Origin of the sequence: Pseudomonas sp. ZY71 (assembly GCF_036542145.1) — a bacterium.
GTDB lineage: Bacteria > Pseudomonadota > Gammaproteobacteria > Pseudomonadales > Pseudomonadaceae > Aquipseudomonas > Aquipseudomonas koreensis_A.
Window position 1 is genome coordinate 2,880,325 of record NZ_CP144274.1, and the last position, 16,596, is coordinate 2,896,920.

At 62.1% G+C, this 16,596-nt stretch carries 12 protein-coding genes and 1 pseudogene; 11 read left to right on the plus strand and 2 right to left on the minus strand.

Annotation, left to right across the window (positions count from 1 at the left end):
- Positions 1-17: 17 nt before the first annotated feature.
- Entirely contained in the window at positions 18-1,760 is a 1,743-nt protein-coding gene (locus VY732_RS12820; protein WP_331695601.1) for an amidohydrolase, read from the minus strand.
- Positions 1,761-1,863: 103 nt separating this feature from the next.
- Here VY732_RS12820 and VY732_RS12825 point away from each other — a divergent pair, with 103 nt between their 5' ends.
- The 8 genes from VY732_RS12825 to VY732_RS12860 all read left to right on the plus strand — a co-directional run bounded on the left by VY732_RS12825 (position 1,864) and on the right by VY732_RS12860 (position 10,558).
- Positions 1,864-2,781, plus strand: coding sequence for a LysR family transcriptional regulator (locus VY732_RS12825; RefSeq protein WP_212622256.1), 918 nt, complete (start codon positions 1,864-1,866; stop codon positions 2,779-2,781).
- A gap of 38 nt (positions 2,782-2,819) precedes the next feature.
- Positions 2,820-3,437 (plus strand): transcriptional repressor LexA, encoded by a 618-nt coding sequence (gene lexA, locus VY732_RS12830; protein WP_137219653.1) that lies wholly within the window; start codon positions 2,820-2,822, stop codon positions 3,435-3,437.
- Positions 3,437-4,054: a translesion DNA synthesis-associated protein ImuA gene (imuA, locus tag VY732_RS12835; protein ID WP_016986862.1), complete on the plus strand. Its 618-nt coding sequence runs from the start codon at positions 3,437-3,439 to the stop codon at positions 4,052-4,054. Before lexA ends, imuA begins: the two co-directional genes overlap by 1 nt.
- A gap of 7 nt (positions 4,055-4,061) precedes the next feature.
- Positions 4,062-5,477: a Y-family DNA polymerase gene (locus VY732_RS12840; RefSeq protein ID WP_331695602.1), complete on the plus strand. Its 1,416-nt coding sequence runs from the start codon at positions 4,062-4,064 to the stop codon at positions 5,475-5,477.
- Positions 5,453-8,551, plus strand: a complete 3,099-nt coding sequence (locus VY732_RS12845; RefSeq protein ID WP_331695603.1) for an error-prone DNA polymerase — start codon at positions 5,453-5,455, stop codon at positions 8,549-8,551. Before VY732_RS12840 ends, VY732_RS12845 begins: the two co-directional genes overlap by 25 nt.
- Before the next feature lie 264 nt (positions 8,552-8,815).
- Positions 8,816-9,502, plus strand: a complete 687-nt coding sequence (locus tag VY732_RS12850; protein WP_161986630.1) for a CsgG/HfaB family protein — start codon at positions 8,816-8,818, stop codon at positions 9,500-9,502.
- Positions 9,503-9,530: 28 nt separating this feature from the next.
- Positions 9,531-9,902, plus strand: coding sequence for a DUF4810 domain-containing protein (locus tag VY732_RS12855; protein WP_137219647.1), 372 nt, complete (start codon positions 9,531-9,533; stop codon positions 9,900-9,902).
- A complete protein-coding gene (locus VY732_RS12860; protein ID WP_137219646.1) occupies positions 9,899-10,558 on the plus strand; it encodes a DUF799 domain-containing protein in 660 nt (219 codons plus the stop codon). Before VY732_RS12855 ends, VY732_RS12860 begins: the two co-directional genes overlap by 4 nt.
- A gap of 137 nt (positions 10,559-10,695) precedes the next feature.
- Here the strand turns inward: VY732_RS12860 and VY732_RS12865 are convergent.
- Positions 10,696-10,850: pseudogene (locus VY732_RS12865) on the minus strand (flavin reductase family protein); the annotation flags it as partial.
- Between the two features lie 129 nt (positions 10,851-10,979).
- Here VY732_RS12865 and VY732_RS12870 point away from each other — a divergent pair.
- From VY732_RS12870 to VY732_RS12880, 3 genes are all read left to right on the plus strand, one after another.
- Positions 10,980-11,669: a GntR family transcriptional regulator gene (locus tag VY732_RS12870; protein ID WP_116029047.1), complete on the plus strand. Its 690-nt coding sequence runs from the start codon at positions 10,980-10,982 to the stop codon at positions 11,667-11,669.
- Positions 11,670-11,803: 134 nt separating this feature from the next.
- The gene (locus VY732_RS12875; RefSeq protein WP_331695604.1) at positions 11,804-13,915 is read left to right on the plus strand and encodes a hybrid sensor histidine kinase/response regulator; all 2,112 of its coding nucleotides are present in this window, start codon (positions 11,804-11,806) and stop codon (positions 13,913-13,915) included.
- 31 nt (positions 13,916-13,946) lie between these two features.
- Positions 13,947-16,580: an excinuclease ABC subunit UvrA gene (locus tag VY732_RS12880; RefSeq protein WP_331695605.1), complete on the plus strand. Its 2,634-nt coding sequence runs from the start codon at positions 13,947-13,949 to the stop codon at positions 16,578-16,580.
- Positions 16,581-16,596 lie beyond the last annotated feature (16 nt).

A 16,596-nucleotide genomic window follows, 5' to 3' on the forward strand; every position in this document is an offset into this window, starting at 1 on the left:
AAGGAAAGATTGTGTTGTTATTGGGTGGCGGTGTAGACCTGACGGCCGCCGAACCAGGTTTGCAGGACCTGGGTGTCATGCAGGGCTTTGTTGTCGACGCTGAACACGTCGCGGTCGAGCACGATAAAGTCCGCCTGCTTGCCCGGCGTCAGCGAACCGATCTGCTTCTCCAGGCCAATCGTCCGTGCGGCGTTAACGGTGTAGGCATAGAACATGGTGTCGCGGTCCAGACGCTCCTCGGCATTGAGTACGCCCAATGGGCCGACGCGGGTGATCGCCTGGGCCATGGCGTTGAACGGGTTCGGCGTCGATACCGGCCAGTCACTGGCGCCGGCAATCGTCGCGCCCTGTTTCAACAGCGAATGCGCCGGGTACTGATAGCGAAAGGCGAGGGCGCTGACGTAGGGCTTGATCATGTCGGTGGTGTAGTCGTCGGCGCTGGCCCACAGCAGTTGCATCGAGGCGATGACGTTGAGCGGTTTGAAACGGGCGAACTCTTTCGGGTTGACCATTTGCAGGTGAGTGATCGAGTGGGTCACGCCGCTCTGCCGATCCTTGCGTGCCTGAGCGATGCCGTTCAGCGACTCACGCACGGCGCGGTCGCCGATCGCGTGGATATGCACCAGCCAGCCGCGCTGGTCGATGGCGCTGACCAGTTCGCCGAAATGCTGCGGATCGATCAGCAATTCGCCCTGTTTGTGCGAGTTGCTGTACGGGTCGATCATCGCCGCGCTCTGTGCCGGGAATTCGATCACGCCGTCGGCGAAGATCTTGATCCCGGGCAGGGTCAGGTTGGGAATGCCCTGAAATTGCTGGCGCACCTTGTCCAGCGTATCGAGGTCGGCGGGCACGCTTTTCGGGTTGGCCACCAGCAGCGCCGCGACGTGCACGCTCATGTCGCCGCTTTCCGACAGCGCTTTATAAGCCGGCAGCACGCCGACGGTTTTTTCGGTCGGTTTGAGCGCGAACACTGCTTCGCCCGGTGCGGCGTTGGCAGCCGGGTCCATCCACGCGGTGATACCAAGGCTGTTGTTGTAGCGCACCGCTGATTTCGCGGCGTTCAACATGTCGGCAGGGCTCGGCACCGGCATTTTCGAGGCGACCCGATCCCAACCGGCGTCGACGACAAAGCCGTTCGGCTCGCCGCTGGCCAGTTTGCCGATGGTGTCTTTTTCCGCATCGGGCAGGTTTTTCAGCAGCGCCGCGTCAATGCCGGCGCGCTTGAGCATCACATTGTTGGCCCACGCCGTGTGGTGGTCGCTGCCAATGAACACCACTGGCACATCGGCCCATTCGCCGCTGTTGAAGGTGGTGCCCAAGGCCTCGGCTTGCGCCCAATAAACCGAACTCATGCCGGCAATGCTCAGCACATCGCCGTGTCTGGCCTTGCCGTCTGCACGCCAGTCGCGCAGACGTTTTTGCAGTTCGTCGAGGCCGACGACTTCGTCTTCCATGTTCGCCGAGACCATTTCCAGTCCGCCGAAAATCGCGTGGGAATGGCTGTCGATCAGGCCGGGCATCAACGCTTTGCCCTTGAGGTCGATGACTTGGGTGCCGGGTTCGATCAAGGCTTTGATCTGCGCGTCGGTGCCGACTTTCAGCACTTTGCCGTTTTCTACGGCGAGGGCTTGCACCTTGGGTTGCGCACGGTCGGCGGTGAAAATCTTGCCGTTGAGCAGGATCAGATCAGGTGCGGCCATGGCTTCCATCGAGGCAAAACTTACAGCGGCTACCAACAGACTCGGGATGAATCTTTTCATTGAAGATTTCCTTGTTATTGCGTCTGATGGCGAGATTAGTGGCTGGCAACGGCGGACAGAACGCCTCCCTCACGAAAAACGTTTTTGCCTGAATGGAAAAAGCATGGACAAGTTGGGTGCATTGAAAATGTTCGTCGTCACCGCGCAGCTCGGCAGTTTCAGCCGCGCCGCCGAGCAGTTGGGCAAAACCCCGTCGGCGCTGACCAAAGCGGTCAATCACCTGGAATCGGAGCTGGGCGCACGACTGTTCGAACGCAGCACGCGGCGGATTCTGTTGACCGAAATCGGCCGTGTGTACCTGGAAACCGCGCGGTTGGTATTGCAGCGACTGGATGAAGCCAGCGAGGAAATCGAGCAGTTGCAGCACGGCTTGCGCGGCAGCCTGAAAATCACCGCACCGCTGGCGTATGGCCGGGCGTTTCTCGATCAGGTGTGTGACGGCTTTTTGCAGCAATACCCGCAGATCAGCCTGCAAGTGGACCTGTGCGATGCCTTCGTCAATCTGCTGGAAAGTGGCTACGACCTGGCGTTGCGCGAGGGCCACGATGACTTGCCGGGGCTGATTGCGCGGGTGGTTGGCAGCAATCGTCTGGCGTTGTGCGGCAGCCCGGAGTATCTGGCGCGCAAGGGCTTGCCGGTGAATCCGCAGACGCTTGAGCAGCACGAATGGTTGCTTTATCAGCACCCGTTGCTCAGCCGCGAGTTCTGGTGGGCCGAGCGTGACGGGCAGCGTTTGAGCCTGGCGCAACCCGCAGCGCCGTTGTTGCGCAGTGACAATTACGATTTGTTGCTGGCGAGTGCTTTGGCCGGGCGTGGTTTGCTGCACACGCCGCTGTGGAGCGCTGCGCCGTACATTGCCGACGGGCGATTGGTGCGGGTCATGGCCGATTACGAGATCGACCCGGACACCTTCGGCCCGCACATTCTGGCGGTGTATCCGAGCCATCGGCGGGCCACGGCCAAGGTCGTCGCGTTCATCGATTACATCGCAGCATTTCTGGCCGAACGTGGCTTGAGCTGACTGGCGGCGCTTGTCAGGAAAATCCTACAGGAGTACAAATGTACTCCATGACGAACCTGACTCCCCGCCGTACCGCCATCCTGACCTTTATCCGCGATCGAATCGCCGAGCACGGTCAGCCCCCAAGCCTCGCTGAAATCAGCGAGGCTTTTGGTTTTGCCTCGCGCAGCGTGGCGCGCAAGCACGTGCTCGCGCTCACTGAAGCCGGTTTTATCGAGGTCAACCCCAATCAGGCCCGCGGCATTCGCCTGCTCGGGCAACCGCCGCGCCCGGAACTGCTCGACATTCCGGTGCTCGGCCGCGTCGCTGCCGGTGCACCGATTGGCGCCGATGCCGACATCCATAGCCGCTTGCTGCTCGACCCGGCGCTGTTCTCGCGCACACCCGATTACATGCTGCGGGTGCAGGGCGATTCGATGATCGAGGACGGCATCCTCGATGGCGATCTGGTCGGCGTGAAGCGCAATCCCGAGGCGCTCAACGGCCAGATCGTCGTGGCACGCCTTGACGGTGAAGTCACCATCAAACGCTTCGAACGGCTCGGCAATGAAGTACGGCTGCTGCCGCGCAACCCGGCGTATCAGCCGATTGTCGTGCGCGACGATCAGGATCTGGCCATCGAAGGGGTGTTCTGTGGTCTGGTGAGGCAAGGCTGATGGGCGCCGTCGTTGCGTTAGACACGCTGTTCAATGGCGGCCAGGTCTGGAAGGGCCGACCTGCGCCCCCCGCTGCCAGCCCGCAACCGACCGGCCATGCAGCGCTGGACGCGGCACTGCCCAGCGGTGGCTGGCCGGAAGCGGCGCTGAGCGAAATCCTCTTGGCCGGCCCGGGTGTCGGCGAGCTGCAACTGGTCTGGCCGACGCTGGCGCGGTTGGCGGCGGCGGGCGAGCGCATTGTGCTGGTGGCGCCGCCGTTCGTGCCGTACCCGCAGGCGTGGGAAAACGCCGGGGTCGATTTGCGCCAGTTGTCGGTGATTCAGGCCAGTGAACGCGATGCCTTGTGGGCGGCGGAACAGTGCTTGCGTTCGGGCAGTTGCGGCGCCGTACTGTGCTGGCCGCACAAGGCTGATGACCGCGCGTTGCGGCGTTTGCAGGTGGCGGCGGAAACCGGCCAGACCCTGGCATTTGCCTGGCGGCCGTTGAGTGAAGCGGTCAACCCGTCACCGGCGGCGTTGCGCATTGCCATCGACGCCAAACCTGCGCAGTTGCGCGTGCTCAAGTGCCGTGGCGGTTTGGCGCGTGCGGCGCCGATTGCCTTTGCCGTGGGTCATTGAGGTCGTCATGCGCTGGGTGTGTATTCTGTTTCCGCAATTGGCCCTCGACGCCGTGCTGCGTCAGCGTCCCGATCCTGATGAGCCATTGGTGCTGCTCAACGGCCCGGCCCAGCGCCGGGTGCTGCAAGCGGTCAACCCGGCGGCGCGCAAACTCGGTTTGCGTGCCGGCCAGTCGATGACCGCTGCGCAGGCGATGAGCAAAGGTTTTGCCACCGCTGATTACGAGGCTGCCGAGGTCGAACACTGGCAGCAGTTTCTCGCTGCGTGGGCCTACCGTTTCAGTTCGCAGGTCAGCGTGCATTACCCACGCACCGTGGTATTCGAGATCGAATCGAGCCTGGGTCTGTTCGGTTCGTGGGCGCAGTTCGAAGCACGACTGCGCCAGGAACTGACCGAACTGGGCTTTCGTCATCGCATCGTCGCTGCACCGAATCCGGTGGCGGCGCGGGTGCTGGCCAATGCTTATGACGGCTTGGTGGTGCCGGACGGCGAGGCCTTGCAGCATCACCTCGGGCAGTTACCGGTCGACCGCGTCGGCCTGGAGCCAAGCGTGGCCACGGTGTTGTCGCGCATGGGCCTGCGCACTCTCAATCAGGTGCAGAGCCTGCCGCGTCAGGCGCTGGCGCGGCGTTTTGAAGCGCAGATGCTCAAGCACCTCGACACTCTGTTCGGTGCGCGGCCATTGGCGCTGGCGTTTTATCTGCCGCCGGATCGTTTCGACGTACGAATCGAACTGAATTTCGACGTGCAATCCCATCAGGCATTGCTGTTCCCGTTACGCCGTTTGACCGGCGATCTGTCGGCGTTCCTCTGCGGGCGCGACAGCGGCGTACAGCGTTTCGACCTGCATCTGGAACACGCCGGGTTGCCGGACAGCGTGATCAAGGTCGGCCTGCTCAGCGCCGAACGTGATCCGGCGATGCTCTTCGAACTGGCCCGTGGTCGGCTGGAACAAGTACAGGTCGAGGCACCGGTACGCGGCTTTCGTCTGCGCGCCGAGGACCTGCCGAGCTTCGTCCCGCAGTTTCAGGAACTGTTCGACGACCGCCCGCAACAGACCTTGCCGTGGGAGCAGTTGCGCGAACGCCTGCGTGCACGCTTGGGCGATGACGCCGTGCAGGGGCTGCGTTTTCAGGCCGATCATCGCCCCGAGTGCGCATGGCAGCACGGTGTCGACAAACAACGCTGCGCAGGCTTGCCGAGCGTGCACCGTCCGGGCTGGTTGCTCGGCGAGCCGCAAAGTGTGGCAGAAGGTTCGGCGCGGATTCTCATGGGTCCGGAGCGTATCGAATCCGGCTGGTGGGACGGTGACGATGTGCGCCGCGATTATTACCTGATCCAGAACCGCGCCGGCCAACAGGGTTGGGCTTATCGCGCGGTGGGTGAGGGTGGTCCGTTGTGGCTGCAGGGCTGGTTTGCATGAACGACGGTTATGCCGAACTGCACTGCCTGTCGAACTTCAGTTTTCAGCGCGGTGCCTCCAGTGCGCTGGAACTGTTTCAGCGCGCAAAAAAGCACGGCTATCAGGCGCTGGCGATCACCGATGAGTGCACGCTGGCCGGGATCGTCCGAGCCTGGCAAGCGGCAAAATCGGTTGAGCTGCCGCTGATCATCGGCAGTGAAATTCGCATCGAAAATGGTCCGAAACTGGTGCTGTTGGTGGAGAACCTGGCGGGTTATCAGGCCTTGTGTGGTTTGATCACCCGCGCCCGACGGCGCACGCAGAAGGGCCAGTATCAGGTGCTGCGCGAGGACTTCGCCGAGCCGTTGCCGGGGTTGCTGGTGTTGTGGGTGCCGGATTCACTCGATGACGTGGAAGAGGGCCGTTGGCTGCAGCAGACCTTCGCCGAACGCCTGTGGCTGGCGGTGCAATTGCATCGTGGCCAGGACGATCAGCAACGGCTGGCGAGCTTGTTGAGTCTGGCCGCCGAGTTGCAGATTCCGCCGGTAGCCAGCGGCGATGTGCACATGCACGCCCGTGGTCGCCGCGCCTTGCAGGACACCATGACGGCGATCCGTCATCACGTGCCGGTGGCCGAGGCCGGGCTGCGTTTACACCCCAATGGCGAGCGGCATTTGCGCAGTGTCGAGGTCGTGCGCGAGTTGTATCCGCAGGCCTTGCTGGATGAATCGGTGAAGCTGGCCCGACGCTGCACCTTTGATCTGGGCGAATTGCGTTATCAATATCCCAAGGAACTGGTGCCCGAGGGGCACAGCGCCAGTTCCTGGCTACGGCAACTGACCAAGGAAGGTATCGCCTGGCGCTGGAAGAAAGGTGCGCCCTTCAAGGTGCTGAGGCAGATCAACAAAGAGCTGAAGCTGATCGCCGAACTCGGCTATGAAAGCTACTTCCTCACCGTACATGACGTGGTGCGCTTTGCCCGTGAGCAAGAAATCCTCTGTCAGGGCCGTGGCTCGGCAGCCAACTCGGCGGTGTGTTTTGCCTTGGGCATCACCGAGATCGACCCGGATCGCACCACGCTGCTGTTCGAGCGTTTCATGTCCAAGGAGCGCAATGAACCGCCGGACATTGATGTCGACTTCGAGCACGAACGCCGCGAAGAAGTCCTGCAATACGTGTTTCGCCGTTATGGCCGTGGTCGGGCGGCGCTGACGGCGGTGGTCAGCACCTACCACGCTGCCGGCGCGGTGCGCGACGTGGCCAAGGCCCTGGGCCTGCCGCCCGATCAGATCAATGCACTGGCCGATTGCTGCGGCCACTGGAGCGATGAAACCCCGCCGCTCGCGCGTTTGCTCGAAGGCGGCTTCGACCCGGACAGTCCGGTGCTGCGCCGGGTGTTGAGCTTGACCGGGCAACTGATCGGTTTTCCCCGGCACCTGTCGCAGCATCCCGGCGGCTTCGTGATTTCCGAGCAGCCGCTGGACACGCTGGTGCCGGTGGAGAACGCGGCGATGGCCGAGCGCACGATCATCCAGTGGGACAAGGACGACCTCGACGCGGTCGGCCTGCTCAAGGTGGATATCCTCGCCCTCGGCATGCTCAGCGCAATCCGCCGTTGCTTCGATTTGCTGCGCCGTCACCGCAATCTGGATCTGAGCCTGGCGACCATCCCGGCTGAAGACAAACCGACCTACGAGATGATCAGCCGCGCCGACACCATCGGCGTGTTCCAGATTGAATCCCGCGCACAGATGTCGATGCTGCCACGCCTGAAACCGGCGAAGTTCTATGACTTGGTGATTGAAGTGGCCATTGTCCGCCCGGGGCCGATTCAGGGCGGGATGGTCCATCCCTATCTGCGTCGCCGGAACAAGGAAGAAAAAGAAACCTATCCGTCGCCGGAGCTGGAAGTGGTGCTCAAACGCACCCTCGGCGTGCCGCTGTTTCAGGAACAGGTGATGCAGATCGCCATCGTCGCTGCCGATTACAGCCCCGGTGAGGCCGATCAATTACGTCGCTCGATGGCCGCGTGGAAACGCCACGGCGGACTGGAACCGCACAAGGAACGCCTCGCCGCCGGCATGAAGAAGAACGGCTACACACCAGAGTTCGCCGCGCAGATCTTCGAGCAGATCAAAGGCTTTGGCAGCTACGGTTTTCCCGAATCCCACGCCGCCAGTTTTGCCTTGCTGACCTATGCCAGTTGCTGGCTCAAGTGCCACGAACCGGCGGCGTTCGCCTGTGCATTGATCAACAGTTGGCCGATGGGTTTCTACAGCCCGGACCAGATTCTCCAGGATGCGCGCCGACATCAATTGCAGATCCGCCCGGTCGACGTGCGCGCCAGTGACTGGGATTGCAGTCTGGAAACCACCACGGCGGCGCAACCGGCGATTCGCATGGGCCTGCGGATGATCAAGGGCTTTCGCGAGGACGATGCCCGACGCATCGAGGCGGCGCGGGCGGGCGGGGCGTTTGCCGATGTCGCTGATCTGGGCGAGCGGGCGGCGCTCGACAGTCGGGCGCAGGCGTTGCTGGCCGATTCCGGGGCGTTGCGCGGCTTGGCCGGACATCGGCATCGGGCGCGCTGGGAAGTCGCCGGGGTGCAGAAACAGCTGGGCCTGTTTGCCGGATTGCCGAGTCAGGAGGAGGCCGAGGTGGTGCTGCCCAAACCCAGCGTTGGCGAGGATCTGCATGCCGATTACAGCACCGTCGGCACCACGTTGGGGCCGCATCCGTTGGCGCTGTTGCGCGGTGAACTCAAAGCCCGGCGTTGTCGCAGTTCGCAGGAATTGCTCGACGTCGAACACGGTCGGCCGGTGAGCGTCGCCGGGCTGGTGACGGGGCGCCAACGACCGGGCACCGCCAGCGGTGTGACGTTTGTGACCCTGGAAGACGAGTTCGGCAACGTCAACGTGGTGGTCTGGCGTGATCTGGCCGAGCGTCAGCGGCAAGTGCTGGTGGGTTCGCAATTGCTCAAGGTCGATGGCCGCTGGGAGCGCGAAGGCGAAGTGCGCCACCTGATTGCCGGGCGCCTGAGCGATCTCAGCCCGCTGCTCAACGGCATCCGCGTGCAGAGCCGCGATTTCCACTGATTCCAGCCAAACACAAAACCCCTGTAGGAGTGAGCCTGCTCGCGATAGCGGTGTGTCATTCACGGTGATGTTGTCTGACACACCGCTATCGCGAGCAGGCTCACTCCTACAGGGTTTTGTATGCGCTCAAGACAGCCAATTCATTGGCGTCAAAAAACTCTGTCGTGAATGATGGCACTTTGTCATAATGCCGGCCCTTTTCAGCTCCCGCCGCGCATTGCCGCGCCGGGACATCCCCGTTTTTCAAAGGAATACTCAGTGAGAATGATCTCCCGGATGCTGGTCTCAGGCGTCGCGATTGCTGTGCTCGGCACGATTGCCGGCACACTCGCCGGTTGCGCCACCGAAAGCTCCCGTGCATTGCCGGTGGCCAAGGTTGAAAGCGCCACACAAGTCTGGACCGGCGTTCGCGTGCCAATGGCCGTGGGCAAGTTCGACAACCGCTCCAGCTACATGCGCGGGATCTTCTCCGACGGCGTCGACCGTCTCGGCGGTCAGGCCAAGACCATCCTGATCACCCACTTGCAGCAGACCAATCGCTTCAGCGTGCTGGACCGCGACAACATGGGTGAAATCCAGCAGGAAGCCGCGATCAAAGGCCAGGCCCAGCGTCTGAAAGGTGCTGATTATGTGGTCACCGGTGACGTCACCGAGTTCGGCCGCAAAGAGACCGGCGATCACCAGTTGTTCGGCATTCTCGGCCGTGGCAAGACTCAAGTGGCTTACGCCAAGGTCAACCTGAACATCGTCAACATCAGCACTTCCGAAGTGGTCTATTCGACCCAGGGCGCCGGTGAATACGCTCTGTCCAACCGCGAAATCATCGGCTTCGGCGGCACCGCTGCCTACGACTCGACCCTCAACGGCAAAGTACTGGATCTGGCCATGCGCGAGGCGATCAATCGTCTGGTCGATGGCATGAACGCCGGTGCCTGGAAACCGGGCAACTGATCGACGCCCATTGCAAGGAGCAACACCCATGACTCTGAATTTGTCGCGCGCGTTGATGGCGCTGACGCTGGCCGCCAGCGCCTTGCTGACCGGTTGTGCCCCCGGCCCGCAAACCCTGTACCAGTGGGAAGGCTACGAACCCCAGGTCTACGAATACTTCAAAGGCGAAGAGCCAAAGGAAGCCCAGGCCGAAGCGCTGGAACGTGACCTGCAGAAAATCCGCTCCACCGGCAAAGCCGTACCGCCGGGCTACCATGCGCACCTTGGCCTGCTCTATCTGAGCATGGGCAAGGACGATCAGATGGTGCAGCAGTTCAACACCGAGAAAACCCTGTTCCCCGAGTCCGGCACGTACATGGACTTTCTGCTCAAGAACGCCAAGAGCGGAGACGCGAAATGATTGCGCGTACCTTGAAACTGCTGGCCACCGGTCTGGCCCTGACTGTGCTGGGTGGCTGCGTCGCGCCCAAGACCGTGGATTACGCGGCCTACAAACAGGCGCGGCCGAAGACCATTCTGGTGCTGCCACCGCTGAACACTTCGCCGGACGTGAAGGCGTCGTACAGCCTGTTGTCGCAGGTGACGTTTCCGTTGGCGGAAGCCGGTTATTACGTGCTGCCGATTACGCTGGTTGACGAGACGTTCCGCCAGAATGGCCTGACCACCCCGGACGATATCCATCAGGCACCGGCAAACAAACTGAGGGACATCTTCGGTGCGGACGCGGCGCTGTACATCACCGTGACCGAATACGGCACGCGCTACATGGTGATCAGCAGCGAAACTGCGGTCACTGCGACGGCAAAACTGGTTGACCTGAAAAGCGGCACGACGCTGTGGACCGGTTCGGCGCGGGCGTCGAGCGAAGAGGGCGGTAACAACGGCGGTGGCGGTCTGATCGGCATGCTGATCACGGCGGCTGTGAAGCAGGTCATCAACAGCGCCACCGATGCCGGCTACCCGATTGCCGGTGTGGCGAGCAATCGTCTGCTCTCGGCCGGACACCGGGCAGGCCTGCTGTACGGCCCACGCTCGCCGAAGTACGGCACGGACTGAATTATCAGCTGCGGCAGAAACCCCCTGTAGGAGTGAGCCTGCTCGCGATAGCGGTGTGTCAGACAACACATCGACACCTGACACACCGCTATCGCGAGCAGGCTCACTCCTACAGGGGAATGCGTTTCTCTTCTGGGTTATTTCGCGGCCGGCCAAAACCGCTCGCCACCGCCCGGTGCTTCCGTCCACGCTTGCAACGAGCGGGTCGTCAGATCGGAGTAATCGCGGGTTCGCGCATAGCCATGGCCACCCTGCGCCCGATCGCATCCAGGCCCAATTGACCGATGTTCAGCGCCATCCTCCGTCGGTATGCAATATATGAATGCAATTTGCCAAGGCCCGGATTAACCTGCGTCTGCCGCCCTTTTCCATGGCCAGGCATCGCCAGGGGCTGGTTGCCTGACGCTAAAGGAGTGTTCGAATGACCGAGAAGAAACCGGAAACCACGGTCGACCGCGTCTACCAAGGGGTTTACGAGGCGATCAGCAAGCGCTCGTTGCGCCCGGGAATGAAACTGGGCGAGGCCTCGTTGGCCGAGTTATTCAATGTCAGCCGCACGTCGGTGCGCGCCGCATTGAAGCAATTGGAGGCCGATGGGCTGGTCACCACCGAGCCCAATAAAGGGGCGTCGGTATCGCTGCCGAGCAATGAAGAGCTCCGCTCGCTGTTTGAAACCCGCCGGCTGATCGAGATCGGCATCGTCACCGAACTGTGCCGGCGCAAGGACGGCGCGGCGATGCACGACCTGCGCGAGCACCTGCTGCTCGAAGATCAAGCCCACGCGGCGGGCGATCATGAACGCTTGATTCATCTGCTCGGCGAGTTCCATATCAAACTGGCGCGCAGCCTCAATAACCCGGTGCTGCTCGACTGGTTCCAGAAGCTGATCTCCCGTGCCTCGCTATACGCCGCCGCGCTGGATGACGACAGCCATGAAGTCTGCCGCGACAACGAACACCTGCGCCTGATCGAGTACATCGAAGCCGGCAATCAGAGCGCCGCCATCGAGCTGACCTGCACCCATCTCAACGGTATCGAGAAGGCCATTCTCGACGTCGCCGCGAAGATGAAAACTGGCTACCATCCGCTCAAGCACCTGATCGGGGTCTAGTCTCCGCGCGGGAATGAAATCGGCTATACCTCATATGAAACCAATACGACTGCAGACGCTCGAAACAGACGGGCGTCGCGTCGTTATGGCGTCGCGATTTATCGGGCAACCACCTAAGGACACTGAGTCAGTCGATGCAGTTTTTATCCGATAGCCATGGTTGTGAGGGCTGGAAAGGCGAAATGGCCGGGCGCATCACTGCGTTCGACTGGAGCCACACCGAACTTGGCCCGCTGAACAGCTGGCCGGCCAGCCTGTGCAGCGCGGTGCAACTGATGCTGGCCTCGCCACTGCCGATGGTCATGCTCTGGGGCCGCGCCGGCTACATGATCTACAACGATGCCTATTCGATATTTGCCGGTGGTCGGCATCCGTATCTACTCGGTGCACCGGTGGAGCTGGGCTGGCCGGAAGTCGCTGAATTCAATCGACATGTGGTCGACACTTGCCTGGCGGGTGGCACCTTGTCTTTTCGCAATAAAGAGCTGGTGCTGTTGCGCGACGGCGTCCCCGAAGACGTCTGGATGGATTTGTATTACAGCCCCGTCGCCAACGATGACGGCGTGCCGGCCGGGGTGATGGCGATGGTGGTGGAAACCACCGAATTCATGCACTCCGAGCGTCGGCGTCAGGCCGCTGAAAAGGCCTATCGCGCCGACAACGAGCGGGTTCGTCTGGCGCTGAATGCCGGCGCTTTGCTTGGCTCGTTTGTCTGGGACGTGAAAAACAACACGTTGTCGGCAGACGAACGGTTCGCCCGCACGTTTTCTTATCCGCCGGATCATGACCTGAGCAATCTGGCCCAGGACATTGCCGAATCGCGTATCCATCCCGATGACCACGCCTGGGTCCAAGAGCGCGTCGCCCACTCCGTGCAGACCGGTGAGCCGTATAACGCCGAATATCGCGTCCGGCGCAGTGACGGCAGTTATCTGTGGGTGTTGGCCAGTGGCGGTTGCGAGTTTGACGAACACGGCAAACCGTTGCGCTTCCCCGGCGTACTGATCGACATTCATGAACGCAAGATTGCCGAAGAATCCCTGCTCAAATTTACCCGCAACCTCGAACAGCGCGTCGGCGAAGAAGTCGAGGCGCGGCTGGCGGCTGAAGAGCAGTTGCGCCAATCACAGAAGCTCGAAGCGATTGGCGGGCTGACCGGCGGCGTCGCTCACGACTTCAATAATCTGCTGCAAGTGATCGCCGGCAATCTGCATCTGCTTGCACGTCACGAGCCGAACAACGCCAATGTACAGCGCCGGGTCAGTGCCTCGCTGGCGGCGGTCGAACGCGGTGCCAAGCTGTCCTCGCAATTGCTCGCGTTTGCCCGGCGCCAGCCGTTGTCGCCGGCAGTGTGTAACCCGCGACAGATTTTCGAAGGTGTCGGCGAATTACTGCAGCGAGCGCTGGGTGAAACCATTCAGATCGACGTGCAGTTGCCGCAGCAACCGTGGCATATCAACGTCGACCGCAACCAGTTGGAAAACGCCATTCTCAATCTGGCGATCAACGCCCGTGATGCGATGAAGGGTGAGGGCACCATTGCGCTCAGCGCTGCCAATGTGCGGCTCGATCGCGAGTTCTGTGCCGGTAAAGGCATCATCCCCGGCGAGTTTGTCCGAGTCGCCGTCAGTGACAGCGGCGCCGGCATTGAGCCAGAAATTCTCGAGCAGGTATTCGAACCTTTCTTCACCACCAAGGCCGATGGCCAGGGTACTGGCCTGGGCCTGAGCATGGTGTTCGGTTTCGTCAAACAGAGCGGCGGCCACGTCGAGATCGCCAGTACCCTCGGCGAGGGCACGCGGGTGCAGCTGTATTTTCCGCGCAGCCTGCGGCCGATCCTTGATGAGGCGCCCAATCTGCAAAGGCAGCAGAGCGGCGGCCACGAGACGATTCTGGTGGTCGAGGACAACGACGCCGTGCGGACTTCGGCGGTGGAATTGTTGCGCGAGGAGGGCTATCGCGTGTTGACCGCCGGCCACGGCGATGCGGCCATGCAAATGCTCCTTGAAGGTGTCGAGGTCGACCTGATTTTCACCGACGTGGTCATGCCGGGGCTGATCAAGAGTTCCGACCTGTTCGCCTGGGCCAAGGTGCAGACGCCGCCGGTGGCGGTGCTGTTCACCTCCGGGCACACCCGCGACATCATTTCGCGCAATCACCAATTGAGCCCCGACACCCATTTGCTGAGCAAACCGTATAGCCCTGAAGTCATGCTGCAGATGATTCGGGTGGTGCTCGGTAGCTGAGCGTTGAACATTCCTTCACCAAGGCAGGTCGATGACTTCCAAACGCACCTCCAAAGCGCCAACCGGCATGGTCCGGGTGCGCGGCGCCCGTGAACACAACCTGAAGAACGTCGATGTCGACATTCCTCGCGATGCGCTGGTGGTGTTCACCGGCGTGTCCGGTTCGGGCAAATCTTCGTTGGCCTTCTCGACCTTGTATGCCGAAGCCCAGCGCCGTTACTTCGAATCAGTGGCGCCGTATGCGCGACGGCTGATCGATCAGGTCGGCGTGCCGGATGTCGACTCCATCGAAGGCTTGCCGCCGGCCGTGGCCCTGCAACAGCAACGCGGCACGCCGAGTACGCGCTCGTCGGTGGGCAGTGTGACGACGTTGTCGAGCCTGATCCGCATGCTTTATTCCCGCGCCGGCAGTTATCCGCCGGGGCAGCCGATGTTGTACGCCGAGGACTTTTCGCCGAACACCCCGCAAGGCGCGTGCCCTGAATGCCATGGCCTCGGCCGGGTGTATGAAGTCACCGAAGCGCTGATGGTGCCCGATCCGAACCTGACCATCCGCCAGCGCGCCGTGGCGTCATGGCCGTTGGCGTGGCAGGGGCAGAACCTGCGCGACATCCTCGTGACCATGGGCATCGATGTCGACATCCCGTGGAAGAAACTGCCGAAAAAGCAACGCAACTGGATTCTCTTCACCGAAGAAACCCCGACCGTGCCGGTGTACGCCGGGCTGACCCCGGAAGAAACCCGCATCGCCCTCAAACGCAAAATGGAGCCGAGTTATCAGGGCACCTTCACCGGTGCGCGACGCTACATCCTGCACACGTTCACCCATTCGCAAAGTGCGCTGATGAAGAAGCGTGTTTCACAGTTCATGCTCGGCAGCCCTTGCCCGTTATGCGACGGCAAACGCCTGAAGCGTGAAGCGTTGTCGGTGACGTTTGCCGGGTATGACATCGGTGAGTTGTCGCAGATGCCATTGCTGCAAGTCGCCGAAGTATTGCGGCCGGTGGCGGCGGCCAGTTATCTGCAGCAAGCTGAAGAAACCGGTGAGACGTTGAGCCACGCGCAAACCCGCGAGGCCCGTCAACAACGCGTGGCCCATGGCGCCAGCGGCCACGGCAGCGCGCCGGATGTGCGCCACACGCCAAATCTGTCGCTGGAAAAACGCCTGGCGGCGCAGCGTATTGCCGAGGATCTGCTGGAGCGGGTCAGCACCCTGACCGATCTGGGCCTCGGTTATCTGGCGCTGGAGCGCAGCACGCCGACGCTGTCGTCGGGCGAATTGCAGCGCTTGCGCCTGGCGACGCAACTGGGCTCGCAATTGTTCGGGGTGATTTACGTGCTCGACGAACCTTCCGCCGGTTTGCATCCGGCCGACGGCGAGGCGTTGTTCGAGGCCTTGCAACGCTTGAAGGCTGACGGCAACACGCTGTTCGTGGTCGAGCATGACCTGGAAACCATGCGTCGCGCCGACTGGCTGATCGATGTAGGCCCGGCGGCGGGCGAGCAGGGTGGTCAGGTGCTGTACAGCGGCCCGCCGGCAGGTCTGGCCGCGATCGAAGCGTCGCAGACGCGGGCTTATCTGTTTGCTGAGTCGCAGCGCCAGACGCGCGTTGCGCGCAAGCCTACGGCGTGGCTGAAACTCGACGGGATCACCCGCAACAACCTGAATAACCTCAGCGCCGAATTTCCACTGGGTTGCTTCACCTCGGTGACTGGCGTGTCCGGCTCGGGCAAATCGAGTCTGGTCAGTCAGGCCTTGCTGGAACTGGTCGGCGCGCAGTTGGGGCGGCCGACGGTGGAGAGCGAGCCGGAAGAACTCAGCCTCGAAGACGACGCACCGCAGGTCAGCAGCGGCCAGGTTACGTCCGGGCTGGAGTCGATCAAGCGACTGGTGCAGGTCGACCAGAAGCCCATCGGCCGCACGCCACGCTCGAATCTGGCGACCTACACCGGGTTGTTCGACAACGTCCGTAAGCTCTATGCCGCGACCGATGCTGCTCGGGCCGCAGGTTATGACGCCGGGCAGTTTTCCTTCAACGTCGCCAAGGGCCGTTGTGCTACCTGCGAAGGTGAGGGCTTTGTCAGTGTTGAATTGTTGTTCATGCCAAGTGTTTATGCGCCGTGCCCGACCTGCCATGGCGCACGCTACAACCCGCAAACGCTGGCGATTCTCTGGGAGGGTTTGAGCATCGCCCAAGTGCTGCAATTGACCGTCGATGAAGCGGTGACGGTGTTTGCCGGGCAACCGGGGATTCGTCGGTCACTGGAGGTGCTGCGCGATATTGGCCTGGGTTATCTGCGCCTGGGCCAGCCGGCCACGGAGCTGTCCGGCGGTGAAGCGCAGCGGATCAAACTGGCCACCGAGTTGCAGCGCAACCAGCGCGGCGCGACCTTGTACGTGCTGGACGAACCGACGACCGGGTTGCATCCGCGGGATGTCGATCGGCTGCTGGAGCAACTGGATACGCTGGTCACGGCGGGGCATACGGTGATTGTGGTCGAGCACGAAATGCGCGTGGTCGCGCAGAGTGACTGGGTGATCGACATCGGGCCGGGGGCAGGGGATCAGGGCGGCCGAATCGTGGTCGCGGGTACACCGCAGAAGGTTGCGGCGAGCAAGAAGAGCAAGACTGCGCCGTTTCTGGTTAGGGCTTTGAGCCGCTAGTTGGGTTGGTTGGGCT